Annotated in this window: 19 protein-coding genes and 4 pseudogenes; 16 read left to right on the top strand and 7 right to left on the bottom strand. The window is 33.7% G+C overall.

Annotation, left to right across the window (positions count from 1 at the left end; translation table 11 throughout):
• Positions 1-33 precede the first annotated feature (33 nt).
• The 12 genes from hblD (at position 34) to ABH960_RS25675 (ending at position 16795) form a co-directional block, all read left to right on the top strand.
• Positions 34-1254, top strand: coding sequence for a hemolytic enterotoxin HBL lytic component L1 (gene hblD, locus ABH960_RS25730; protein WP_002128070.1), 1221 nt, complete (start codon positions 34-36; stop codon positions 1252-1254).
• 36 nt (positions 1255-1290) lie between these two features.
• Positions 1291-2418, top strand: a complete 1128-nt coding sequence (hblA, locus tag ABH960_RS25725; protein WP_000591974.1) for a hemolysin BL binding component B — start codon at positions 1291-1293, stop codon at positions 2416-2418.
• A 325-nt stretch (positions 2419-2743) separates the two neighbouring features.
• On the top strand, positions 2744-4141 hold the full coding sequence (gene hblB / locus ABH960_RS25720) for a hemolysin BL regulatory component HblB (RefSeq protein WP_060749924.1): 1398 nt from the start codon (positions 2744-2746) through the stop codon (positions 4139-4141).
• A gap of 278 nt (positions 4142-4419) precedes the next feature.
• A complete protein-coding gene (locus tag ABH960_RS25715; RefSeq protein WP_404449242.1) occupies positions 4420-4542 on the top strand; it encodes a hypothetical protein in 123 nt (40 codons plus the stop codon).
• Between the two features lie 269 nt (positions 4543-4811).
• The gene (locus ABH960_RS25710) at positions 4812-7217 is read left to right on the top strand and encodes a PAS domain S-box protein (protein ID WP_404449240.1); all 2406 of its coding nucleotides are present in this window, start codon (positions 4812-4814) and stop codon (positions 7215-7217) included.
• A 274-nt stretch (positions 7218-7491) separates the two neighbouring features.
• Positions 7492-9708 carry a binary toxin-like calcium binding domain-containing protein gene (locus tag ABH960_RS25705; RefSeq protein ID WP_404449238.1) on the top strand — a complete coding sequence of 739 codons (2217 nt, stop codon included), beginning with the start codon at positions 7492-7494 and terminating at the stop codon, positions 9706-9708.
• Positions 9709-10082: 374 nt separating this feature from the next.
• Entirely contained in the window at positions 10083-10796 is a 714-nt protein-coding gene (locus tag ABH960_RS25700; RefSeq protein ID WP_002017159.1) for a response regulator transcription factor, read from the top strand.
• Positions 10793-11851: a sensor histidine kinase gene (locus tag ABH960_RS25695; protein WP_002128066.1), complete on the top strand. Its 1059-nt coding sequence runs from the start codon at positions 10793-10795 to the stop codon at positions 11849-11851. The genes ABH960_RS25700 and ABH960_RS25695 overlap by 4 nt, the downstream gene beginning before the upstream one ends.
• Before the next feature lie 98 nt (positions 11852-11949).
• On the top strand, positions 11950-12447 hold the full coding sequence (locus tag ABH960_RS25690; protein ID WP_002017161.1) for a DM13 domain-containing protein: 498 nt from the start codon (positions 11950-11952) through the stop codon (positions 12445-12447).
• Between the two features lie 1123 nt (positions 12448-13570).
• Entirely contained in the window at positions 13571-14269 is a 699-nt protein-coding gene (gene sdaAB / locus ABH960_RS25685) for an L-serine ammonia-lyase, iron-sulfur-dependent subunit beta (RefSeq protein ID WP_404449235.1), read from the top strand.
• A 22-nt stretch (positions 14270-14291) separates the two neighbouring features.
• Positions 14292-15182 carry an L-serine ammonia-lyase, iron-sulfur-dependent, subunit alpha gene (gene sdaAA, locus ABH960_RS25680; RefSeq protein WP_002128063.1) on the top strand — a complete coding sequence of 297 codons (891 nt, stop codon included), beginning with the start codon at positions 14292-14294 and terminating at the stop codon, positions 15180-15182.
• A gap of 293 nt (positions 15183-15475) precedes the next feature.
• On the top strand, positions 15476-16795 hold the full coding sequence (locus ABH960_RS25675; protein WP_404449233.1) for an aromatic amino acid transport family protein: 1320 nt from the start codon (positions 15476-15478) through the stop codon (positions 16793-16795).
• Between the two features lie 376 nt (positions 16796-17171).
• Here the strand turns inward: ABH960_RS25675 and ABH960_RS25670 are convergent, their stop codons facing one another.
• Genes ABH960_RS25670 through ABH960_RS25660 form a run of 3 tightly spaced genes read right to left on the bottom strand, consistent with a single transcriptional unit; the run spans position 17172 to position 20912 of the window.
• Positions 17172-18275 (bottom strand): Ger(x)C family spore germination protein, encoded by a 1104-nt coding sequence (locus ABH960_RS25670; protein WP_404449231.1) that lies wholly within the window; start codon positions 18273-18275, stop codon positions 17172-17174.
• Positions 18272-19372, bottom strand: a complete 1101-nt coding sequence (locus ABH960_RS25665; protein ID WP_404449229.1) for a GerAB/ArcD/ProY family transporter — start codon at positions 19370-19372, stop codon at positions 18272-18274. The genes ABH960_RS25670 and ABH960_RS25665 overlap by 4 nt, the downstream gene beginning before the upstream one ends.
• Positions 19373-19382: 10 nt before the next feature.
• On the bottom strand, positions 19383-20912 hold the full coding sequence (locus tag ABH960_RS25660) for a spore germination protein (RefSeq protein ID WP_404449227.1): 1530 nt from the start codon (positions 20910-20912) through the stop codon (positions 19383-19385).
• A 757-nt stretch (positions 20913-21669) separates the two neighbouring features.
• On the opposite strand from ABH960_RS25660, the pseudogene ABH960_RS25655 reads away from it, so the two are divergent.
• Positions 21670-22093, top strand: a pseudogene (locus ABH960_RS25655) (serine hydrolase); the annotation flags it as partial.
• Positions 22094-22243: 150 nt separating this feature from the next.
• The gene (locus ABH960_RS25650) at positions 22244-22537 is read left to right on the top strand and encodes a hypothetical protein (RefSeq protein ID WP_404449225.1); all 294 of its coding nucleotides are present in this window, start codon (positions 22244-22246) and stop codon (positions 22535-22537) included.
• A 118-nt stretch (positions 22538-22655) separates the two neighbouring features.
• On the opposite strand, the pseudogene ABH960_RS25645 reads toward ABH960_RS25650, so the two are convergent.
• Positions 22656-22807 (bottom strand): annotated as a pseudogene (locus tag ABH960_RS25645) (acyl dehydratase).
• A gap of 111 nt (positions 22808-22918) precedes the next feature.
• On the opposite strand from ABH960_RS25645, the pseudogene ABH960_RS25640 reads away from it, so the two are divergent.
• Positions 22919-23119 (top strand): annotated as a pseudogene (locus ABH960_RS25640) (general stress protein); the annotation flags it as partial.
• A gap of 68 nt (positions 23120-23187) precedes the next feature.
• The gene (locus tag ABH960_RS25635; protein ID WP_002090528.1) at positions 23188-23457 is read left to right on the top strand and encodes a GlsB/YeaQ/YmgE family stress response membrane protein; all 270 of its coding nucleotides are present in this window, start codon (positions 23188-23190) and stop codon (positions 23455-23457) included.
• 112 nt (positions 23458-23569) lie between these two features.
• Here ABH960_RS25635 and ABH960_RS25630 read toward each other — a convergent pair.
• The 3 genes and pseudogenes from ABH960_RS25630 to ABH960_RS25620 form a co-directional block, all read right to left on the bottom strand.
• Positions 23570-24018: pseudogene (locus tag ABH960_RS25630) on the bottom strand (transposase); the annotation flags it as partial.
• A 521-nt stretch (positions 24019-24539) separates the two neighbouring features.
• The gene (locus ABH960_RS25625) at positions 24540-24854 is read right to left on the bottom strand and encodes a DMT family transporter (protein WP_002090532.1); all 315 of its coding nucleotides are present in this window, start codon (positions 24852-24854) and stop codon (positions 24540-24542) included.
• Positions 24854-25195 (bottom strand): DMT family transporter, encoded by a 342-nt coding sequence (locus ABH960_RS25620; protein ID WP_002090534.1) that lies wholly within the window; start codon positions 25193-25195, stop codon positions 24854-24856. Before ABH960_RS25620 ends, ABH960_RS25625 begins: the two co-directional genes overlap by 1 nt.
• Positions 25196-25202 lie beyond the last annotated feature (7 nt).

Raw genomic sequence — 25202 nt, 5'->3', positions numbered from 1 at the left:
TTATAAGAATCTAGCGAAAGAAGGAGAATAGTTATGAAAAAATTCCCATTCAAAGTGCTAACTTTAGCCACTCTGGCAACGGTTATAACTGCTACTACTGGTAACACTATTCATGCATTTGCACAAGAAACGACCGCTCAAGAACAAAAAGTAGGCAATTATGCTTTAGGTCCCGAGGGACTGAAGAAAGCATTGGCTGAAACAGGGTCTCATATTCTTGTAATGGATTTGTACGCAAAAACAATGATTAAGCAACCGAATGTAAATTTATCTAATATCGATTTAGGATCAGAAGGAGGGGAGTTGCTCAAAAATATTCACCTTAATCAAGAACTGTCACGAATCAATGCGAATTATTGGTTAGATAAAGCGAAGCCACAGATTCAAAAAACAGCTCGTAATATTGTAAATTACGATGAACAATTTCAAAATTATTACGACACTTTAGTAGATACTGTACAAAAGAAAGATAAGGCAGGTCTAAAAGAGGGCATAAGTGATTTAATTACTACAATTAATACAAATTCAAAAGAGGTTACAGATGTAATTAAGATGCTACAAGACTTCAAAGGGAAACTATATCAAAATTCTACAGATTTTAAAAATAATGTTGGTGGTCCAGATGGGAAAGGTGGATTAACTGCAATATTAGCAGGTCAACAGGCAACGATTCCGCAACTTCAAGCTGAAATTGAGCAACTTCGTTCTACTCAGAAAAAACATTTTGATGATGTATTAGCATGGTCAATTGGTGGTGGATTGGGAGCAGCTATTTTAGTTATTGCAGCTATTGGAGGAGCAGTTGTAATTGTTGTAACTGGTGGTACAGCAACACCAGCTGTTGTTGGTGGACTTTCAGCTCTTGGAGCAGCTGGTATCGGTCTAGGAACTGCGGCGGGTGTCACGGCATCTAAGCATATGGACTCCTATAACGAAATTTCTAACAAAATCGGAGAATTAAGTATGAAAGCAGATCGTGCTAATCAAGCAGTTCTTTCGCTTACTAACGCGAAAGAAACATTGGCATATCTATATCAGACTGTAGATCAAGCGATATTATCTCTAACAAATATTCAAAAGCAATGGAATACAATGGGCGCAAATTATACAGATTTACTGGATAATATCGATTCTATGCAAGACCACAAATTCTCTTTAATACCGGATGATTTAAAAGCTGCTAAAGAAAGTTGGAATGATATTCATAAAGATGCAGAATTTATTTCAAAAGATATTGCTTTTAAACAGGAATAGAACTGAAAATTAAAACCTAAATTGGAGGAAAATGAAATGATAAAAAAAATCCCTTACAAATTACTCGCTGTATCGACGTTATTAACTATTACAACCGCTAATGTGGTTTCACCAGTAACAACTTTTGCAAGTGAAATTGAACAAACGAACAATGGAGATACGGCTCTTTCTGCAAATGAAGCGAGAATGAAAGAGACCTTGCAAAAAGCCGGGTTATTTGCAAAATCTATGAATGCCTATTCTTATATGTTAATTAAAAATCCAGATGTGAACTTTGAAGGAATTACTATTAATGGATATGTGGATTTACCTGGTAGAATTGTACAAGATCAAAAGAATGCAAGAGCACATGCTGTTACATGGGATACGAAAGTAAAGAAACAGCTTTTAGATACATTGACGGGCATTGTTGAATACGACACAACATTTGACAATTATTATGAAACAATGGTAGAGGCGATTAATACAGGGGATGGAGAAACTTTAAAAGAAGGGATTACAGATTTACGAGGTGAAATTCAACAAAATCAAAAGGTTGCACAACAACTAATAGAAGAATTAACTAAATTAAGAGACTCTATTGGACAAGATGTTAGAGCATTTGGAAGCAATAAAGATCTCTTGCAGTCGATTTTAAAAAACCAAGGTGCAGATGTTGAAGCCGATCAAAAGCGTCTAGAAGAAGTATTAGGATCAGTAAACTATTATAAACAATTAGAATCTGATGGGTTTAATGTAATGAAGGGTGCTATTTTGGGTCTACCGATAATTGGCGGTATTATAGTGGGAGTAGCAAGAGATAATTTAGGTAAGTTAGAGCCTTTATTAGCAGAATTACGTCAGACCGTGGATTATAAAGTAACATTAAATCGCGTAGTTGGAGTTGCTTATAGTAATATTAATGAAATGCACAAGGCACTTGATGATGCTATTAACGCTCTTACTTATATGTCCACGCAGTGGCATGATTTAGATTCTCAATATTCGGGCGTTCTAGGGCATATTGAGAATGCAGCTCAAAAAGCGGATCAAAATAAATTTAAATTCTTAAAACCTAATTTAAATGCAGCGAAAGACAGTTGGAAAACATTAAGAACAGATGCTGTTACATTAAAAGAAGGGATAAAGGAATTAAAAGTGGAAACTGTTACTCCACAAAAATAGGGAAATATTAATTCTGTTGCAAAGTGAACCATAACATAGAGAGTCTATGATTACACTGTTAAACAGTAAAGCGATAATTAATAAATCCTTATATATTAAAAAGGCGGAGTCTCATTAAAGACTTCGCCTTTCACTTATATATAAGTTTTATCCAAATAAAAAGATAGCCATGTAGTTTACTTGTTTTTAAAAATTTGTAACAGAATCGATTAATAGGGGACAGTTTATATAGATTCGCTTAATAATATCGAATCTATGCAACTACATCGTCTTTTAATAAGAATAGGACTTGAAATCATACTCTATACAGGAGGAATAAGAAAAGATGAAAAAAAAACCTTATAAAATACTGGCTGTATCAGCATTTTTAATTATGACAACTACCTATGCAGTCACACCAGTAGCAACCTTTGCAATTGAAACTGAACAAACGAACACTGGAGATATGTCTCTTTCAGCAAATGAAGAAAAGATGAAAAAAACTGTACAAGATGCTGGGTTATTTGCAAAAGCTATGAATGAATATTCTTATTTACTAATTAATAATCCGGATGTGAGTTTTGAAGGAATTTCTATTAATGGGTATGCAGATTTACCTAGTAAAATTGTACAGGATCAAAAGAATGCAAGAGCACATGCTGTTACATGGAATACAAAAGTAAAAAAACAGCTTTTAGATACATTGACCGGCATTATTGAATACGATACAAAGTTTGAAAATTATTATGAAACATTAGTAGAGGCGATCAACAATGGAAATGGGGATACTTTAAAAAAGGGGATTACTGATTTAAGGGGGGGAATTCAACGAAACCAAAAGTCTGCAAAAGCATTAATAGAAGAATTAACTAAATTTAAAAACGCTATTGGAGAAGATGTTAGAGTATTTGGAAGCCATAAAGAGACCTTGCAATCGATTTTAAAAAACCAAGGAGCTGATGTGGAGACTGATCAAAAGCGTTTAGATGAAGTTTTAGGACAAGTAAACTATTATAAGAAATTAGAATCTGATGGATTAATAATGGTGAAAATACCTTTTATCCCCACACTTATTTCTGGTGGCATAATGATAGGTACTGCTAGAGATAATTTAGGTCGATTAGAGCCTGCTTTAGCAGAATTACGTAAAACTGTTGATTATAAAATTACATTAAATCGTGTAGTCGGAGTTGCATTTCATAATATTAGTGATATGCATAGTACGATTGATAGTGCTATTACTGCTCTTACTTATATGTCCACACAATGGGATGATTTAGACTCTCAATATTCGGGCGTACTGGGGCATATTGATAAAGCTGATGAAAAAGCTGATCAAAATAGATATAAATTTTTAAAGCCTAACTTGAATTCAGCTAAAGATAGTTGGAAAACATTAAGAACAGATGTTGTCACATTACTAGAAGGCATAAAAATTGCAGAGAAGAAAGAACAGGATTTTATGAATCTACTTCGTCCATCAAACGTTTTTTACTTTTATAAAAAAATCCATAACGCATACACTTTTGAAATAAAGACTGGAACAAATGCACCAAATGCGTCTTATAAAGTTATGAATTTAACTAAAAACACTGTTCATCATATGTGGAGTGGAGGTGCTAATACAAGCATGTGGGCTGACTGGCTTTCATTCAATCCAAATGATGAATTTGCGGTGGTAGCAGTAGTGGATGGGAAAGAATATGTTGTGTATAAAGACAAAGTAGAAAATATAATGAACTGAACCCCAAAAAATGCATTAATTGGGGATGGTACACATCGCTATCAAGCTAAGAAAAACAAATACCCCCAGAACGAAATTTTGTGCTAACTTTTAACAGAAAAGCTCATTTTTTCGTTTTGGGGTGAATCTATTTTCTTAAGTTGATGGGCATGGGGATGGTACACTAAACTAGACACCAAGTTAAGTGAAAAATTGAACGGCATAAGGCTCCTTATTTCCTAGAACACCTAGCTAAAGCAAAAGAATTTGTACAGTAAAAAAGTGAACATTGAATCAAGGTGCTGGTTGCTTTATGTGTAGGGCTTAACCAAAAGATTGCAAATACAATAAAAAGAGAGAATAAAGATATTGCAATATTTTTAAAGCGAAAAGCCGAAATTGAGGAATTTGAAGAATTGTAATAGTGAAGGAATTGATTAATTTATAAAAAACGTAGGAATTAAATATTCCTACGTTTTTTTGTACATAACATTTAAATAAACACCTTATTTTTGGGGTATTTGAAGGTTCAAATGGAAGATTCCCTGGTTTTCGATTTGAATCAATATGATACTATTTACATGTACTGTCATGTAGGGAATTATATTTTTTGCACCTGAACTGTTTGTACTATTTGTAGGATTTTCTGTTTTTTTGTCGAATATATCTTTAATGCAAGGAGGGACATTACATGATTATTAAAGACTATTTCATCAATCTTTCTATTTTTTCTTTATTAGTTAGCGCAGCGATATTTATTCAAGTGTTTTTGATTCATTCCAGACGATATTTCGAAAAATTCTATGGAGGGATTATTGCAGTTACTTTGATGCTCTTTTCTTTTCCATACATGGGATTTTCCTACGATCTTCGAGTTGTTCCTCTTATTCTATCTTTTATTTACTTTGGTCGCATTGCTGGTTGGATTACGTTAATTAGCATTATTATAATGCGTATCTTTTACATTGGAGGTTACTGGGAACCTCCTGTGATTGCTTATTTAGGTTTGGGTATCCTATTTGTTACTTTTAAAACATATTTTAAAAACCTTCATCCTTTTAAAAGTGCATCTTTATATTTTTCTGTTTTTGTCGGAATAAAGTGGTTAGTTGGTGTATTCTTTAATACTAAGTTACTTTACACTGGAGGCTTATTATATATAGCTTTAGGGCTTTTAATTGGGCTATTTCTTATGGAAGCCTACCAGAGATTATATTATTTAACACAGGACTTATCTAAAATGAATCGGGAATTAAAAAAATCCAAGCAAGAACTCACAGATACCGTACATGAGCTTCAAGGAGGGATTTTTAAATTTAAAAAAGTGGGTAAGCACTTTATACACACTTTATGTGATGGACAGTTTTATTATCAAAAAGGATTTTATTCTGAACAGGTGGTAGGGAAAAGCTTACGGACTATTGATGCTTCTATTGTTCCACCACATTTAGTTCCACAATTGATGAAGTATTATCTTCAGGCATGGGAAGGGAAAGAAATTATATTCGAATTACCCTGGCCAGATGATAAAACGATTATTCTTATTGCACTTAGGCCGATTAAACGAAATGGACAAGTTATGGAAGTTGTTGGTTCTATAGTCGATATAACCGAAAGGAAAAAGGTAGAATCAGAATTAAGAGCTACCAAAGAATTACTAGAATCATTTATAAAGCATAATGTAGATGCTATTACCATTTCTGATCGAGAAGGGCATATTTTACAAGCAAATAAAGCTTATGAAAAGATATTTGGATGGTCATTACAAGAAATCATAGGTAAGAGATTACCCTGTGTACCAGATTTCTTAATGGAAGAATCACTTAAAAATATTCAGAAAATTCTAACAAGGGAATCCGTAGTTACCAGATTAGAAACTGTTAGACGACGTAAGGATGGAAGTCTTCTTGATGTCAGTCTGACAGTTTCTCCTATACTAGACGTAAGAGGAAAAGTGATAGCTTTATCTGCAATATGTAGAGACATCTCTGAAAGAAAACAAGCAGAAAGAGAACGACATCGATTACACCAACAATTAAAAGATAGTGAAATGAAGTACCGTGCACTAATCGAACAAGCAACTGATGCAGTATATGTAGTAGAGCTGAATGAAAATCATGTTCCAAGTCGATTCATTGAGGTAAACCCTGTTGGTTGTAAAAGATTTGGATATAGTAGAGAAGAGCTGCTCTCGTTACCATTTCCAAATGTAGTACCACAAGATTCTAAAATGATTGTAAGGTTGTTAAAAAGAATTAGAGAGGGACAAACTTCCTTCACTTTGCAAGATGAATATGTTTTTCCAACAGGAAAAATAATAACAACTGAGTTTAGTGTCCGTGTTTTTAACTTAAATGGTAAAAAAGTTTTCCTAAGTATTTCTCGTGATATCACTGAACGGCTAAAAACAGAAGAATTACTACGGAAATCTGAAAAACTTGCTGTCGTAGGACAATTAGCGACTGCAATGGCTCATGAAATTAATAATCCATTAACCGCAATGAAAGGGTTTATGCAATTACTAAAATCAACGGAAACTGAGAATAATCGGGGTTATATAAATATAGTATCATCAGAGATTGAGCGTATAGAAAGTATTACTAATGAATTTATGGCGGTAGCCAAACCACAGGTGGTAAAGATACAACCTAATGATATTAGTGTGCTAATGGATCAAGTTTTAATGCTACTGCAACCTCAAGCAATGATGAATAATATAAAAATTAGAATTGATTTTACACCTGGTATTCCACTGATTCCATGTGAAGGAAATCAATTAAAACAAGTATTTGTTAATATTATAAAAAATGCAATTGAATCCATGCCAACAGGAGGAGAAATTTTGATTCAATTTGATAAACTTGATAATAATCAAATAAGGATTCGCTTTATCGATCAAGGATGTGGGATTCCAAAAGAACGTATACCATATTTAGGAGAACCTTTTTACAGTATTAAGGAAGAGGGAATCGGCTTAGGATTAATGGTCTGTTATAAAATTATTGAAACACACCAGGGGAAGGTATTTATTGAGAGTGATGTGAATAAGGGGACTATAGTTGAAGTCACTCTCCCAATTTGCACACTTCAAAATTAATACATTCTTTTACTGAAATTTTATAAGTTAGTGAGCAGTTAGCTTTGGCTAGCTGCTTTTTGTATATATTGTAATCGATTCTTCATATTACGGCTTTTTGATGTTTCATATATAGATTTTATGGCTTTTAAAAACTCTGTAAGTGTTTTGTAATATTTACGAGAGACTTTTTTAACAGTTATGAGAGAGAAAAGAAAGATTTGTTATATATGATGAAATTAATCTTACTAGTAGGTGTTCTAATGGACCTAGAAACCAAGGAGGAAAAATAACAATGAAACAATTGAAGCCAGCAATTAGTGTATTAGGTAGTGTATCGATGGCACTGACTTTAGCATCTCCTGCTTTAGCAGATGTAAAACAACCGAATCCAGGAGGTACAGTTGAAATATTCAAAGAGAATGCAAATGTAAAAAAAGAAGATAAGAATTTCACGCTCGGAACTGATGGGGAAATAGGTTCACTCATTACACAAAACATTGAAATGGCAAACAACGATTGGGATAAAGATGGTATTTCCAACGACTTAGAGATTAATGGATATAAAATTGAATTCAATTCACAAACTGGAAAAAATGAAGCGAAAGCATGGGATCCCGAGAAGGATAAAGGGAAACCAAAATTTATATCGAATCCTATGAATGCAAATACGGATGGCGATCCTTTTACTGATATGTATGAGGTTGAGAATTATAACAACGATTCTGATACTAATTTCAATCCGATAGTTGCCAACATGCCGAATTTGCAAATTGGTGTCAAACGAATTGAAGTAATTCCTATTGCAACCATTACGGATAATAATGGCGGATCAGTTAGTAGAGGATGGGAAAAAAGTGTATCTACACAACATTCATTTAATGTAGGTTTAAGTGGTTCAGGTGGTGTAGAAGGCTCAGCAGCCGGTCCTGTTCCTTCCGGAAGTGTTTCAGCAAACGTGGGATACGGATATTCAAAAACAACTACTGAAACGGAGAGTTATACAAATAATTTTGATTGGTCTACCGCAACAACTGTGGATACAGCGAACGCAGCAAAAGTACGAGTACATCTGGAATATAAGAATGTAGGCACAGCATCCGCTGAAAATGTATCGCCTCATTTTAATATTCGTTTAGGAAACAAAATTATTAATACTGTAAAGGCAACACAAGATCGTTATAAAGCAAACTATTTAAGTACAGAAAAAGGTGGACGGAATAAAACAGAAGTAGTAATTGACAGTTTAGAAGGACAAGCAGATGCGAATATTGTCTTATCTTTGGATGAATTGAAAGCTGTTGAACAAGGGGAACTTCTTTCGATTGAAGTTTTACCTACAAGTACAATGGATTTATCTATTGAAAAAGGTGAAGAAATTATGCATTTGGGGGATTCAGGGAGATATGAGTCTAGAGTAAATGCAACTACTGAACAATTAGAAACAGATATAGGAAATATACCAAAGTTTAGGGTATATACTCCTAAAGACAAATCTCTTGCTGATAAGCCAGTTTTATCCTATAACGAAGTTTTTCAACAGGTAAATATAGATACGAAAAAAGTAAATCATATTGTAAACAAGGCTAAAAGTACTAATAACGTATCAGTGGTTTCAGCTAATAATGGAACTGATGCATTGAACGATTTAAAAGCGGGACAGGGAGATCGCGGTTATTTACATAAAGACTCTGTACACGGAGCTTTTGCAAAACTACAGCAACCAACATTAGTAGAAGGTAGTTATGATTCTGTGACGCAAAAGATTAGGGCAACAATTTTACCTGGTTTATTTGGAGTGAGTAAAGATATTCCTACTACTTATAGTAAGAAATGGAATGCTCCGTCACAAACAGTAACACTGGTTAAACGTGAAAATGGATTTACATATGAGTCTAGAGAAAATATACACCCTATTAAATCTGAAATTGCTGCGCACAGAAAAGTTACATTTGAAATCAATGACGCACACAATCTAACGCCTACACAAAAGATTGATACTGAAATTAAAGCTAATAAAGAATTTGAAGATTATGTAGTAGATAATTCAGGTGAATTTGTTACAGAAGGAGTTCCTTATACCGTGGCTTCATATGGAAATACAGCTTATTTGGGAAGTCATCATGCAGGGAATAAATGGGAGTATCTTTGGGCTGAAAAATCTAGCGATGAAAAAGTGAATGTAATTATTGAAAGAGTAGGTCAACCTAAACCTGGAAAACCAATTAAAAAGGATGAAGAGGTATTAATTAAATTTCAAAATCCTATTTATTCAGATTATGCATATTTAAAACTTCAAGATAGTTATATCCATTTAGATCAAAAACAGAACGCAAGTACTTTTAAATTTAATCATGCATATCCAAAGAATTTCACTGGACACCATAAGCAATGGAACATACTATCTAATGGTAATAAGTTAAAGGTAGGATATTTAATCGATTATATGAAATATGGTAATGGAGAGAATGGGACTGATACTATAGCATGGAATCTATCAAGAGTTCAGTAATAGGTAACAGTTCTGTTGCTAAGTTTGAAAAGAGAACCGGAAATGAATTGCATCTGAAAAGTTAGATACAAAAATTTAGGTTACTAGTAAGGAATGAGTTCGATGTTGAATCGGACTCATTCCTTTTAATTTATATATGATTTAGAAACTACTATTTTAAATACTTATCTAGTCATATAAGTAATCAAATGTTAAGATTACTATCTGTATTACATGATTTATTTTCCGAATTTTCATTCGTTTCGAGGGTGAAATGTGGAATTCTGATTTATTTATGTGATTAGTTTTTATATCGTTACCTATAAAGATATTTTTATTGGATAATAGAAAAAATAAATTTTTTGTTATTGGTGAAAAAGAAGTGAGGATAGTATATGAAGAAAAGAATTTTAATCGTAGAAGATGAAGAAAATATTCGAGAAGTATGCAAACGGTATTTAGAAAGAGAAGAATATGAAGTTTATACCGCTGTAAATGGTAAAGAAGGTTGGGATTTATTTCTTACACATCAACCAGATTTAATTATATTAGATTTGATGATGCCAAAAAAAGATGGATGGGAATTATGCGAGGAAATTCGTCAACAATCAAATGTTCCTATTATTATGTTAACTGCTAAGGGAGAGGAAAGGGATCGAATTTTAGGCTTAACAATGGGGGCAGATGATTATTTAACAAAGCCATTTTCCCCTCGTGAATTAGTATTAAGGGTTCAAATTATACTAAGAAGAGGAAGCCATGTACAAATACAAGCGAAAGAATCCTTATTGGAAGTGATAGAGTTTCCAGATTTAAAAATATATCCAAAGACAAGATATGTACTTGTTTGTAATAAGGAAGTGGAGTTAACGGTGAAAGAGTTTGAGGTACTTTATCTCATGGCAAAGCATCCAAAACAAGTATTTTCTCGCTCGCAGCTTCTTGAATTAATTTGGGATTTTGGACATGAAGGAGCATCAAACACAGTTACCGTGTTAGTGAGTCGTTTACGTGAAAAGCTCGAGAAGCATACGATAAAGAATCGTTGGATTCATACGGTTTGGGGTATAGGATATCGCTTTGAGCCAAATGGAGGAAATGAAACATGAGATTACGTATTCAATTGTTACTCATGAATCTATTAAGTACTAGTATTATGGTAATTGCTATATGGTATAGTGATACGAAAATGTTACTTGAACCGGAACAAACGCGGTTATTAACAGTAATTGCATTTGTGGCATTCATTATTTCAACGTTTATTTATTGGTTAATGACACGTCCTATCATGAGATCTATACAAAATTTAATAAAATTGACGAAACAATTTAGTGATAGACACTTTGAAACGATGTATATAATTGGGCAAGAACCACGTGAGTTTAAAGAATTGGCAACAGCCTTTCAACAGATGGCAAAAAAATTAGAAGAAGGGTTTACTAAGTTAGAGGAACAGGAAAACTCTCGTAAGGAGCTAATTACCAATATCTCACACGACTTACGAACACCTATGACTAGCATGCAAATGATGATAGAAGCATTACAAGATAACCTGATTGAAGATCCTGAAATGAAAAAGCAATACTTAGCAACGGTTTTAAAAGAAATAGAAAGATTAAATGGATTAATTAACGACTTATTTGATCTTTCAAAGTTAGAGTTTGAGCAAGTAGATTTTCACCCAAGTTTCACACATTTAGATAAAGTTCTATTAGATGTATTAGAGTCACATTCTGTCTTATTAGGAGACAAACAAATCCATGTGCAATTGGATGTCCCTGATACATTACCTCGACTTTTGATTATGCCTTGTAAAATAGAAAGGGTCATAGGTAATTTATTACATAATGCAATTCGATATTCTCCTATCTCTGGAACAATTGAATTGACTGTAGTGGAAAATAAACCAACTCAACAGGTCCAATTCACTTTGCGGGATGAAGGAATGGGAATTTCTCCAAATGATCAATTACGCGTATTTGAACGTTTTTTTAGAACAGATCGATCAAGAAGTTCACAATCTGGAGGTTCCGGACTTGGATTAGCTATTGCAAAATCATTGATTGAAATGCACAAAGGGGAAATTGGTGTAAGGAATCGCGCAGATGGTAAGCAGGGAAGTGAATTTTGGTTCACTCTTCCCATCACATCAGTAAAAAAATAAGACGGCTGAAAGACTTTTGTAACATTTACGTTAGAAAAATGAAAGACCTTCTTGTTAACATACTACTACACAGTATGTTACAGGAGGTTTTTTACTTTATGAAAAGAAAATATGTATGGCTTATAGGTGGTTTGATAATTGTATTGGGGATTTTATGGTCATTGTTCCGACCAGAGAAATTATTTATTGATAAGCACGTAAATGAATCATTGCCACAAGCAGAGATACAATCAACTGAAGTAAGGCAACAAAGTGATCGAGTAATAAGGGAAGGTCAGTTTCAAAACGGTGTCCATGAAACAACTGGAACGGCAAAAATTTACCAATTAGCGGATGGAAAACGTGTTTTACGACTTTCTGATTTTGCAACATCTAATGGGCCAGATGTACGAGTTGTATTAGTTCCTACAAATCGTTTGAAAAATAATGAAGACGTGAAAAACTATCAGTATATTGAATTAGGAAAATTAAAGGGAAATAAAGGAGACCAAAACTACGAAATTCCTGAAGGGATAGATGTAAGTGAATATGGTTCGGTTTCTGTTTGGTGTAAAAGATTTAATGAAAACTTTGGTGCGGTTTATTTTAATAATTAAATATGAACTTAAAATTTCCTCTTACAGGCAAAATTCATCGGGGTAATGATAATAGTTGCAGCGGACTTAGTTGCTAAGAAGGGCACTCATAAGAGTGTCTTTTTCATATTTCTCAATTTTTGTATATTTTAGAGCTATTGGACGTTTACGGAGAGATTTTATTTAGTGTGGAAGCGTACTGTCTGTGAATAGAAGGATGAATAATATGTTACAGGAAAACATAACTCTTTTATAACTTAATTTTGAAGGAACATATACTTTTTTCATTGATCGGCTTGTAAAGAAGTATGGAAATTAAAGTTTATAATTTAAAAGTCAGCTTAAAGATGCAATAAGCAATTTGAATAGTAATCTTAAGTAAATAAAAAAGAGAGAGGAGCATCGATGAGCTCTTCTCTCTTTTTAAATCTAATTAGGGTTTCCATAACTGTAAAGGGGATGGTGTAAATTGTTGGATATTACCAAAGTATTACTTTAAGTTAAGATTATAAAAAGAAGTTCATTTTTTCTGGAAAATGAATATTAATTCAAAGTTAATGATTAATATTCAAAAATGATTTTATAGTTCATTAATTTATTACTTGCTATCTATATTAATCATTTAGTGCAACAGCTTTCATGTCCAAAATTAAATGTTTCAACAAAGGATAATATAAGTATCATTATAATGATTTTCCAATATAATCAATGTGTTAATGAAAGGAACTCTGTGTTATTTTTGCTTTTCTACTAACTAATACAGCTTCAAACAAAGGACACAATTGCTACATGCTAAGTGTAATCTATTACCCATTCAAGATTCTGTTTATTCAATCTTTCTAAAAATAAAAAAATATTGTACTCATAAATATACAAGCTATAATGAGGGCGTCGAGAAAGAATTTATTACCTCTAGAGAAAGTATCAAACCTAGTTTTTTTGCAAAAATCCTAATGACATTGTAAGTAACCTTTTAAATTTGGACATACTGACATGATTACTCTAAGAAAGGTATGTGATCAAAAGGAAAAGTGTATTTGACACGATAATGAAAGCGCCTTCAATGAGATTTCGTTTTGAATCAGTCATTTTAATAACTTAGATTCAACTGCAATTAAAAATAATAAATTATGGGGGTGCTTATATGAACATGAATGTAGCATCTATTAAAGAAAAAAAGGTTGTTAAATACAAAAGTTGTTTTGATGTGATTGGGCCCATAATGATAGGTCCTTCAAGTTCACATACTGCAGGTGCTTTGGCTATTGGAACAGTAGCCAATAAATTATTTCAAGGTCTTCCAAAAAAAGTCTTGGTAAGGTATTATGGATCATTTGCTGAAACCCATAAAGGTCACGGAACTGATTTTGCAATTATTGCTGGGATATTAGGATTTGCTGCCGATGACAGCAAAGTGCCAGATGCTATTGAAATAGCAGAATCTAAAGGAATTGAAATTACCTTTATTGAAGAAGCAGGTGATAGTCCTGCTGGCCATCCAAATACGGCAGATGTATATTTAGAGGATGAAAATCGAAGTGTTAGAACGATGGGGATTTCGGTTGGCGGTGGATTAATTGAAATCAAACATGTTGAAATTGACGGATTTAGCTTAGACCTGCAGGGGCCATTGCCAGTTATTATTGCGATTTCTGAAAGAGCTGACTTTGAATTTGTCTTACGCAGGATCTTTAAACAATATGATGTGGAAATAAACAACTTTCATAGTTTAGAAGAAAACAGGAAATATTTATATGCATTCGCTTTGGATACGCTATTGCCTGGTAATGTCCAGGAGGAATTAGGAAATTTAAGCAATATAGCTAAGCTCATTATTCTTTAGTTACATTAAGGAGTGAAAAAATATGTATATGGCCATAAAAGAAATTGTGGATGCAGCTAATAAAAGCCAAAAGACAATTTATGAATTAGCAATTGAACAGGAAATTGAACAAACTAAATCTACTTATGAAGAAGTTTGGAGTAAAATGGAACGAAATTTAGCGACTATGCAAAATGCTATAAATAAAAGTATCGAGGGCGACGGTGTATTTTCTCCAACTGGTTTAACCGGAGGTGATGCTGTTAAAATTAAAAACTATCGAGAAAATAGGAAAACCCTTTCTGGAGATTTGATGGTGTTAGGGATCCAAAGTGCTATCGGTGTTAATGAAGTAAATGCTGCATTAGGGGCTATTTGTGCAACTCCAACAGCAGGTGCGAGTGGGACGATTCCGGGAGTCCTATTTAGTATTAAAGATACGTTGCAGTTAAGTCATGAAGATATGATTCATTTTCTATTTACTTCAGCGTTATTTGGAACGATAGTCGCAAACAACGCTTGTATTTCAGGAGCGTACGGAGGATGTCAAGCTGAAGTAGGCAGTGCCTCAGCGATGGCGGCTGCAGCTGCGGTAGAAGCTGCAGGTGGAACGCCACAGCAATCTTCTGTAGCTTTTTCGATTGCATTACAAAATTTACTCGGTTTAGTTTGTGATCCGGTCGCTGGTTTGGTAGAAATTCCTTGTGTAAAGAGAAACGCCATTGGAACGGCAAATGCTTTAGCAGCAGCGGACATCGCATTAGCCGGCGTAAACAATATCATCAATGCTGACGAAGTTATTGAAGCGATGTATAGAGTTGGAAGACAGATGCCTCGCGAATTAAGAGAGACAGGTTTAGGTGGAATTGCAGCAACACCTACAGGGATTGCCATTAAAAATAAAATATTTGGAGAGAAACAATCAAATCAATGAACAATCATCGGGTATATTGTGAAATAGTTAACAATCTATTCTCTATTGCTCGCCTAAGGATGTCTGTATATTGGGGGAATTACTAATAAAATATACTACTATATAATTGGGATATTTTGTAAGTGGTAACAACCCCGTCAGGTTGATGCTTCGCTAATTTTTTGATTTTGATTAACTTAGAAGAAGGATATACGATGTGGCGCATTTTATAAGCAATTCATTTTTCAAGAACGGTCTATATTCCGATGCCTTAAATAGAGAAGTAAGAATAGGAAACTAGGAGGAATTATTATATGAATGGGAATACTGCAAAAAAAATAGAATTTCAAGCTGAAAATAATGCAGTGAAAAATGAGAAATATCCAGACCCTAAAAAGTGGCATAAACAGGATACTACCTGGGCATTGAGTCTTTTTGGAACAGCAATTGGAGCAGGAGTACTCTTCTTACCTATTAATGCAGGTTCAGGTGGTTTATTATCATTACTTTTAATTACCATACTTGCATATCCAGTTATGTATTACTCACATAGGGCGCTTGCTAAAATGATATACGCTTCTAATTCTGCTGATGAGGGGATTACGGGTACTATAAGAGAGTATTTCGGAAATAAGGCAAGTATCATTTTTAACATAGTATATTTCGTCTCAATTTATACGATCGTGCTGATGTATTCGGTTGCACTTACAAATACTGCAAATAGTTTTATCGTGCATCAATTGCACATGCAGGAGCCTCCAAGGGCCATTTTATCGCTTGTATTAGTACTCGGTCTTATCGCTATACTAAATTTTGGTCAAGATATTACTGTAAAGATAATGAGCATGCTAGTATATCCTTTCATTGTTTCTCTACTTTTTATCGCAATATCTTTAATTCCACAGTGGAATACGTCAATGCTAAGTTTTTCAAGTGTTTCTACTGCTTCAACTGGAACAGGATATTTTGGAACAATATGGATGATACTACCAATCATCGTATTCTCGTTTAATCATTCTCCTATGATTTCGTCATTCGTTATGAAACAGAGAGCTACGTATGGAATAGATGCTACTGATGCCAAGTGTGCTCAAATACAAAAAGTTTGTTATATCATGACATTCGCTGTTGTTATGTTCTTTGTTTGGAGCAGTACTTTAAGTTTGACTCCAGATGATCTTAAGGTGGCAAAAGAACAGAACTTGTCAATCCTATCATATCTTGCTAATGAGCTTAATTCGCCTGTAATCACGATTGCAGCTCCTATCATTGCTTTTGTGGCTATTACAAAGTCTTTCCTTGGCCATTATATAGGAGCATATGAAGTAATGCGTGACATGATTATTAAGTCCGGTAAAACACGCGGGAAAGATATAGGAGAAAAAACAGTTAAGACAATGATCCTTACTTTTGTTGTATTAACATGCTGGTATGTTGCTTATGCAAATCCAAGTATTCTTGGAATCATTGATGCCCTTAGCGGACCGTTAGTTGCTGCTATCTTATGTCTATTACCAATGTATGCAATTCGTAAAGTGCCTGTACTAGCTAAATATAGAGGGAAGATGAGCAATGTATTTGTCATTATTATAGGTATCCTTACTGTACTAGCAAGTATTAAGTCATTATTCTAATTCACTATTGTTGGTTATCATGCAAAAATCGTAGGATATGAAAAAAGAAAGATTCCTAGCGGAATTGAATTTTACATTGTTAAATCAAATAGATTATGGTTTTGGACAAACTCCTCATCTTGGAGAGTTTGTCCTTTTTTGATTATATGCTTAACTTCTATTCCAGCAATGACTTTTTTAGCTGCTTGCAATGATTATAATTCAAGCATATTAGACTGCTGTCCCATGATCAAAAAACGAAAAATCATATCACTACAACAGTTATTTATTGGTATTTAGTGCGTTTTTTGTATTTTGGGGTATTTGCTTTTCTTAGCTTGATGGTGATGTGGTGCTACTCAAGAAGTGCCTAAAACATTATTATTTTGAGTTCTTGTTACTTGATTGTACCCATCCCGGCAATTTTAACATGTACATTAACTTTAACTTCAGCTTTCGATAATGCTTTTCCCCATTGCTTTTGGACTCTTTTCCAATCCTTATATGTATACGCTCGTGCATACAGCCCAAATCCTATAGGATCAATTTCTGCTTTTTGTATTTTCGTTGTTAAACGTTCTAAATCAAGTTCCAACTGCTTTTCAATGCTTTTTTCTAATTTTTCCCCATTCTTTCTAACATTAAAAGGAAACAGTCGTTCTGAAATTAAAATTCTCATATGTACATTTGTATTAAAAATAAAATGATTTTTGTATTGTACACTTGTTTTTACTTTAGTACCTTGAGCACTAAAGCTTAGCCAATTTTTTTCTTTGCTTTCAGATTGTAGCGGTACGGCAATAGTAAATGGATATTCTCCCTTTATGTTATTCTGTAAAATGCTTAATAATAAAGTTTCTTTTGGTGTAATAGTTAACTTATATCTATTTTGTTCATCAAGTAATGCTGAACCTGTCAACTTAATATTGTTATTCTTTTTAAGTGCGCTTACACTCGCTGTCATTCCTTTTTCTTTTGTTTGGTTATGAAAATCTTGAAGAGTCGTTTTTACAGTAATATTTCTTCTATGTCCAGTCTCAATTAATTTTGTCAAATATATAGGGAGACGTGGTTTATTTTTGGGAGCATAATAAATTATGTCTGAAACAGGTCCATCCACAGCAACAATTCTTGTAGTAACCGTGTTTTTGGGATCTCGATAAAAAGGATCTAAATAATCCGCCCACTTCTTTTCTTTTAAAAGTCGCTTACCAATCAAAATAAGTTGTGTCTTACTTCCCGATGTCAATGCCATAACCATCGTATCAAATTTTTCACGAGAGTCTCGTATTGTAACAGATTTCACACCATATTGTTCCTCTTTAATCTTGGCTTCTTTATTGAAAACAGGACTGGATAAGTATACTTTCAAATTATCATTATCGTCCAAATCTAAACCAAGTATAAGCGTGAGTGTAACATCTTCTACATTCATTTGGTCTAAACACCCAGTGAGCAATAGTAGCGGAATTAAAACACTGCATAATATTTTCTGCTTCAATGTGCTTCCCTCCGAAAGTATTTTTTGTGGATTAAGTTATATATCCATAAAAATACAGGGAATAAGAAAGCTAATACAAGTCCAGCTTTCGATGTAAGGTTTTGAAATAGTTCAGATTCATTCCATGAGGGATGGATCCAAAACGTTACTATAATTACTGCCAATAAAAAAATAGCTACATGAAAAGTATGATCTTGTTTCCCTATTAGTTGACTAGAACAAAATGCAGCAGCGTATACACAAGGAATCCATGCAGTAGAAACGACAATTAAGTAAATAGCCAATAAAATCATATCAAACCGTTCTAAAAAACGAAATTCAATAACTTTAAGCAGATTTAGTACGGGTTGATTAAATTCTAAAATTGCATCTGGACTGAAGTATAAAAAGCAAACAACTACAGTGAATAAATAAAATACAAATGTTAAGGTGTTTGCTATAATAATGCCTTGCGTTGCATATTGTTTTTTTTGCAAAAATGGATAAAGAAAAAATGCAATTTCAAATCCTATAAAGGAAAAGATAGTAGATGGAACAGCCGAAAAAATAGGTTTCCAACCTGCTTTAAGTATTGGAAGAAAGTGTAACCAATTACTCTCTTTTAAGGGTATCAAGAAAAAAATTGGAATCCACATTGTCATATAAAAACATAATTCACAGTATCGACCTATTATACGAACACCATTACGTGCAACTAAAAAGGTTGGAATAGAGAACAGAAACAAAATAATATAATCTGGTGTTTTGGGAAGAAGCCAGCCCTTAATATAAAGCATGCCGTTAATTAAAACTGCCCATGCGTAAAAAGCAAAATATATCATGTAAAGAATAATTAATATGGTACCAATGATTTTCCCAAATAATCGAATAAGAATTTCATATAAGGTATCATTTGGATAGTGTTTGGCTGTTTGAATGAGAAAAATACTGGCGGTCATGGAGCAAAACCAACCAATAAATAGTGCTATCCAGCTATCCGTTCCAGCTTTTTCTGCAAGTACCCTGGGAAGGGATAAAATTCCAGTTCCTATTTGTGAGGCATTAATTATAAAAATATATTGCATGACAGTGATATCATTAAATGCATATTTCTTCATATTTTCACCCTTAATCAGGATTAGTTTCTTTGTGATTCTTCGTAATATTTTTAGATTTTTTCTTCATTGACCATAAAGGAAAGCGGACGAACGTATCCTTCATACCTGATATTCGAAAAGGTGACAAAGGACTACCATAAGGAGTACCTAAAGACTCTAAACTTATAAGATGTGCAATTATAGTCATCCAGCCAATAATAATTCCTACAATTCCAAATAAAGCAGCTAATAACATCATAGGAAAACGCAATAATCTTATTGCCAAACCCATTTCAAAATTAGGAATAATAGAAGAAGCTATAGTTGTGACAGCAACAATAATAATCATGATATTACTCACAATCCCCGCTTGAACAGCAGCTTGTCCAATCACAATCCCTCCAACAATCCCTACGGTCTGGCTAATGGGAGTGGGTAAACGAAGAGCAGCCTCTCTCATCATTTCTAAGGTAATCTCCATAAGTAAAGCTTCTATCACCGGAAGAAACGGAACACGTTCCCTTGATTCTGCGATTGATAAGTAGAGCTGTACAGGGATAACTTCAAAATTAAATGAAATAAACGCCACGTAAGTTGCTGGTAGCAATAAGGCAATAAAAAAACTCATAAAACGTAATAATCGAACAGAGGAGGATACTAACCAACGGGTATTGTAGTCATCTACCCCTTGAAAGAAGGAAATAAAATTTATAGGGGCAATTAAAACACTGGGACTTCGATCCACAACAATAGCGAATCTTCCCTGAAGGATGTGAGATACAGTTGAATCTGGCCTTTCGGTCAAGATAAACTGTGGAAAGGGTGAATATGGATTATCTTCAATAAATTCAATTATTTCACCAGTATTAATAATCGATTCCACCTTAATATTTTGAATTCTAGTTTCCAATTCCTTAAGTACATCTTGAGAAGCTACATCTCTTAAATATAAAATAGATACTTTGGTTTTCCCTCTACTTCCAATTAAAACCTCTTTTAATACTAATTCTTTATTAGGAATATATCTTCGGATTAAAGCTATATTCTGACTAGATGTTTCTACAAATCCTTGATGAGTCCCTTTTAAAGATATTTCATTTTTCGGTTCAGTTATATCTCTTTGTGGCCATCCTTTTGTATTTAATTGATACCCTGTGTTTTGACCGTGAATTAATAATATACTATCTCCTTGAAAAATAGCATTTTCGATTTGATTCCAAGTATTGATTGTTTGAATTTCTCCTATTGTGACAGGTAGACCATTACTAACATCAAATGGGTTATGCATCAAAGGGGGTAGTATATTATTATGAATAGATTGTTTATCTGTTAATCCCGATAAGTATATCAAAGCAGCTTCTGATGTATTTACTAGTTGAAATTGACGAATTACCAGATCAGGAGCTTGCTGAAAAAGTATTTGAAGATTATTTATGTTTTGAAATAAGTTACCGTTGATGTTATGATTTTCTACATTTTCTTTCTGTATATTTGAAGTTCTATTGCCTTGATCATTTATAGAATAACGTCCTTGTTTTAAAAATTTAAAAATAGGAAACACAACATGGACTCCCCTCGAAAAGACTTTTCAATATGTTTATTGTGCATAGTTTATAGGGATTTATTCCACTATTTACAGCAGTAGCAATTTTTTGCTAACGCAGTAAGCCAATTCAAAGATTGGTTCAATCGAAAACATTGAAACAATCGATGCTAACAAACTTGTATATAAGAAAATTAAACAAAATAGTTATTTCATAACAAATACAAAAAAGCACACAAATAAGCGTGCTCTTAGATAAAAAAGGTGGATTTCTATGAGTGGGGAATTTCCATACAATTACATATGCTGTCCGGTTTAAATGGGAATAGTTTTTGAACAAAAACGCTATTTGTGCGACACGTTTCCTCATAAGTGTGCAAACACGAAACAGGAGGGTTATCAATTTGATAACAACAACTGATTGACTGAAAGTAGGAATGAAAGCTGTCAAGTTGAGCTGAAACTACTTATCTGATACTCCTACATGCAAGGCGTGATAGTAGTCATAAATTGTATTAAGCTAGGTAAAGTCGGTTGAACAAAACCTAAGTGAGAAGTCATATGGTAATGGATAGGCCGGGATGCTACAAAATATCTATGGTGAGAATGTCCTAACGGATTGACGAACTTGTGAATTTACGGGTCTAAACGTTTAATACATTATAAATAAAGCGGCTGTCCAATTTTTAAATAGTTTACATAAATCCCCTAAAAAAAGGGGTTTTCCTGAAATTTCCTAACTCGACCTTAGCTTGATAGCGATGTAGCGGTACCCCTAGAAGATCTAAAAAGTCATCAAATTTTGTTCTCGGTTGGAACAAAATTTGAGTATAGCAATACAGGATGTTTTTTATTATCACAAGTGGTAGAGAAGATAAGTGGCAAGTCTCTACGTCAGTTTGCAAAGGAACGTATTTTTGAACCTTTACATATGAGAGCCACAACAATTGTAGATTTCTACCAAGCTACTATATCAATTACTAGTGGATATTCGAAGAATGAACAAGGAACATAAGATCTATGGAAGCCCCTGGGAACATTCAGGAAGTTGGGCAAGTTACCGTTTTCACTTTATGCGGTTTCAAAAGGAATATTCGTCTGTAGCAATACTAAGTAACTATGATGGATTTGACTCTAAAAAATATGCTAACGAAATAGCAAAAATTGTTTTAGGAAAAGTAAAAAACAATAGAGCTTAGATTTGCAATGATAAATGCTTTTTTTATTAGATAATTACTTTACCAATAATCGAGATGTTTGCGGATACATTTATTTTTGGGATACATAATTATATTTAGAGAATACCCAGTTGCAGTATTTGAATTTTTAATAAGAAGGGATGCGAAGGAATGAACTCACAGAGACAAGGCTATGAAGGCTGGTGGCAAGGGCAAGGTGGACACGGTGGTTGGCAAGGTGGACACGGTGGTTGGCAAGGTGGACACGGTGGTTGGCAAGGTGGACACGGTGGTTGGCAAGGTGGACACGGTGGTTGGCCGGGTGGACACGGTGGTTGGCAAGGTGGACACGGTGGTTGGCAAGGCGGACACGGTGGTTGGCAAGGTGGACATAGTGGTTGGCAAGGCGGACACGGTGGTTGGCAAGGCGGACACGGTGGTTGGCAAGGCGGACATGGGTATTAAAAAGATGCTATAAAATCATTTTTTATACAAAGTTTGTACATTTAGTTTCTTATTAGATGATATATTTTTTAAAAGCACTCTTTGAAAAGGAGTGTTTTTTTATTTTCCTTTGATTTATTTAAGTCAAAGAAGTATCTTGTACTCCTTTTTTAACTTTTTCTAAATAGAAGTTTTCTATAAGACAATGACCTTGCCTTCCAAACAAATCGTTATTGTAACGCTTTTATCAAAGAAAAGTTCTCGTGACATCGTTTTGATATTCAAAAATATTAATAATCTATTATATAAAATTTTTCAATAATTCAGATTTAACATCTCCGATATAGGTGTATTACATATTACATAACAACTAAATAAAAAATCTAAAGGAGGAATGATACCATGCATAAGAATGAAAGAAAACCGGTGGTTCATGGATATCAAAATGAACAGGAAGTAGTTATGAAAGTAAAGGAGCTTGAATTGCAAGGGATTCACCAAAATGACATTTATGTCTTAACACATGAAAAATATCGAACAGAAAAGATTGCGGATGATACAAACACAAATACGATTGGAGTAAAGGAACAAGGATTATCAACTTTTTCTTCCTTCACCAAGGGAGGAAATGTCCACCTATACACATTGAATGAACAAAGGAGGAGTAAAACATGGGGCTAATTATTACATGTATTGTAGGCGGACTAATCGGTGCATTAGCAGGGATGATTACAGGAAAAGACTTCCCAGCAGGCATTTTAGGGAATATTATTGCTGGATTAATTGGTTCATGGGTAGGTTCAAAGTTATTTGGTAATTGGGGACCAGAATGGGGTGATATTTTCATCTTACCAGCTTTATTAGGTGCAATTGTATTTATTCTTTGTATGACACTACTTTTACGATCAGTAAGGGGTACCGCCACATCGCTATCAAGCTAAGCTTATGCAAAGTCAATTTTAGGCGAGATTGTTTCTTTTTTCTAAAGGGCAAGTGTAGGTGATTGAAAGATTTGCATACGAAATAAACCCTAACGGGTTTCACTTTTTTGAATTAAGCGGCTTGATTATCAGACAGGGTACAATTGTAAACGACACCTAATATATCAAAGACCTTTTTTTCTCATATCGATGAGATTTCCGCCCGTTTTGCTGTAGGAGATTGAACAGGCGAAGTAACACCTTTGATACCTCTTGGGTGTTTTTTTGTATAGTTTGGAATAGAAGAAGAAAATAGTCTTTAATCATATATATGGCTTTATACTCACTAAGCTCTCGTTTTTTCTTCATGAGGAGCAATTGGCGCATTTGAAACATGATAGAAGAACAGAGTAGAATGGCAATCAACTGACCATATAAATGGCACTCCAATCGTTCTGGTTTTATCTTTTTACAATGATGAATTTGAAAGAATGACTTCCACGTTTTAAATAAGATTTTGATTTGCCAAAGCAAAGAATACCAGTCATGTACCTGTCCCATTGGGACAATATCTGTAGGGGTAATTCTACATAAGTAACAAAAGGTATTCATGAAGGTTCTACTTTCTTGTCTAAAAAGTATCCATTTTCATGTCCTTTTACACTAATGTAGAAAGACATAAAAGTCTAAACTAAAATCTCATGAACAATCGTTGATAAATAGCCATTATCATAAATTTTGTAGGCACTTTCTTGTCTCAATAACGGGACATGAAAGTCTCAACCTTTTGAAAATAGGACAAGAAACTCTAAACTACTTAGCCAGTAATAATAAAATGAAATGAAAGTAAACTTTTACAAAAGCTTACTTTCATTTCATTGCAAACACTGAATTTCTTCTATTTATCCATATTTCTAAGAAAACACCAACAAAAGTATACATTCAAAAAAACCGACTTTATTAGATTTATAAAGTTGTTAAAAAAATGCAAGTCATTCTATTCAACAATTGGGCCATTTTGTTGAATAACAATAAAAAATGAAGAAGATAATTTGCTTAATAAAAACAGATTATCTTCTTCATAGTACAATCTAAAAAATCATTTATGAAACGAGTTTTAAACCTATTGCAGCACCTAAAACCATACCTATAAAGATAAGTCTTCTCCAGTCTTTTGATTCGCCATAAAAAACCATGCCTAAAATTGCACCTCCAGACGCACCAATTCCAGTCCAAATTGCATAAGCTGTTCCCATAGGTAGTGTTTCCATTGCGTAAGCAAGAAATATAAAACTTAATCCAAATCCGAGAATTAACAAAGCTAATGATTTCCAATTTCGATCTTTATGCAATTTATTTATCATAGCAACACCAAACATTTCAAAAAGACCTGCTAAGATTAAAGAAATCCACGCCATTAGGATTCATCACCTTTCTGAACTTTGTCATCTGTAACTAATTTCAAGCCAATTACTCCAGCTAATAAAAATAAAATCAAGAGTACTTTTCCCACTTTAAATGGTTCACCAAAGAACAGGATTTCAGAAAAGACAGTTCCAGCTGTACCTAACCCAACAAAAACAGCATAAACAGTTCCCACGGGAAGTTTTCTTCCTGCCATGATCATTAAATAAAAGCTGAAAAATATAGCAATGATAGTCCCCGTCCAAGTCCAAAAGTCATCAGCATTTTTTAAACCAATAACCCAAAAAATTTCAAAGAAAGCAGCAATAAATACTTTAATCCAATCTTTACTCATCTAAAAG

This window comes from Bacillus sp. RC252 (assembly GCF_044909215.1).
Lineage (GTDB): Bacteria > Bacillota > Bacilli > Bacillales > Bacillaceae_G > Bacillus_A > Bacillus_A mycoides.
The sequence above is the reverse complement of the archived record's forward strand: the minus strand, read 5'-3'. Positions and strand labels throughout refer to the sequence as shown.

Bases quoted from the DNA above. Each gene is read 5' to 3' on its own strand.
- hblD (WP_002128070.1), top strand. From the start codon at position 34: ATGAAAAAATTCCCATTCAAAGTGCTAACTTTAGCCACTCTGGCAACG.
- hblA (WP_000591974.1), top strand. From the start codon at position 1,291: ATGATAAAAAAAATCCCTTACAAATTACTCGCTGTATCGACGTTATTA.
- hblB (WP_060749924.1), top strand. From the start codon at position 2,744: ATGAAAAAAAAACCTTATAAAATACTGGCTGTATCAGCATTTTTAATT.
- ABH960_RS25710 (WP_404449240.1), top strand. From the start codon at position 4,812: ATGATTATTAAAGACTATTTCATCAATCTTTCTATTTTTTCTTTATTA.
- ABH960_RS25705 (WP_404449238.1), top strand. From the start codon at position 7,492: ATGAAACAATTGAAGCCAGCAATTAGTGTATTAGGTAGTGTATCGATG.
- ABH960_RS25700 (WP_002017159.1), top strand. From the start codon at position 10,083: ATGAAGAAAAGAATTTTAATCGTAGAAGATGAAGAAAATATTCGAGAA.
- ABH960_RS25695 (WP_002128066.1), top strand. From the start codon at position 10,793: ATGAGATTACGTATTCAATTGTTACTCATGAATCTATTAAGTACTAGT.
- ABH960_RS25690 (WP_002017161.1), top strand. From the start codon at position 11,950: ATGAAAAGAAAATATGTATGGCTTATAGGTGGTTTGATAATTGTATTG.
- sdaAB (WP_404449235.1), top strand. From the start codon at position 13,571: ATGAACATGAATGTAGCATCTATTAAAGAAAAAAAGGTTGTTAAATAC.
- sdaAA (WP_002128063.1), top strand. From the start codon at position 14,292: ATGTATATGGCCATAAAAGAAATTGTGGATGCAGCTAATAAAAGCCAA.
- ABH960_RS25675 (WP_404449233.1), top strand. From the start codon at position 15,476: ATGAATGGGAATACTGCAAAAAAAATAGAATTTCAAGCTGAAAATAAT.
- ABH960_RS25665 (WP_404449229.1), bottom strand. From the start codon at position 19,372: ATGAAGAAATATGCATTTAATGATATCACTGTCATGCAATATATTTTT.
- ABH960_RS25650 (WP_404449225.1), top strand. From the start codon at position 22,244: ATGAACTCACAGAGACAAGGCTATGAAGGCTGGTGGCAAGGGCAAGGT.
- ABH960_RS25635 (WP_002090528.1), top strand. From the start codon at position 23,188: ATGGGGCTAATTATTACATGTATTGTAGGCGGACTAATCGGTGCATTA.
- ABH960_RS25625 (WP_002090532.1), bottom strand. From the start codon at position 24,854: ATGGCGTGGATTTCTTTAATCTTAGCAGGTCTTTTTGAAATGTTTGGT.
- ABH960_RS25620 (WP_002090534.1), bottom strand. From the start codon at position 25,195: ATGAGTAAAGATTGGATTAAAGTATTTATTGCTGCTTTCTTTGAAATT.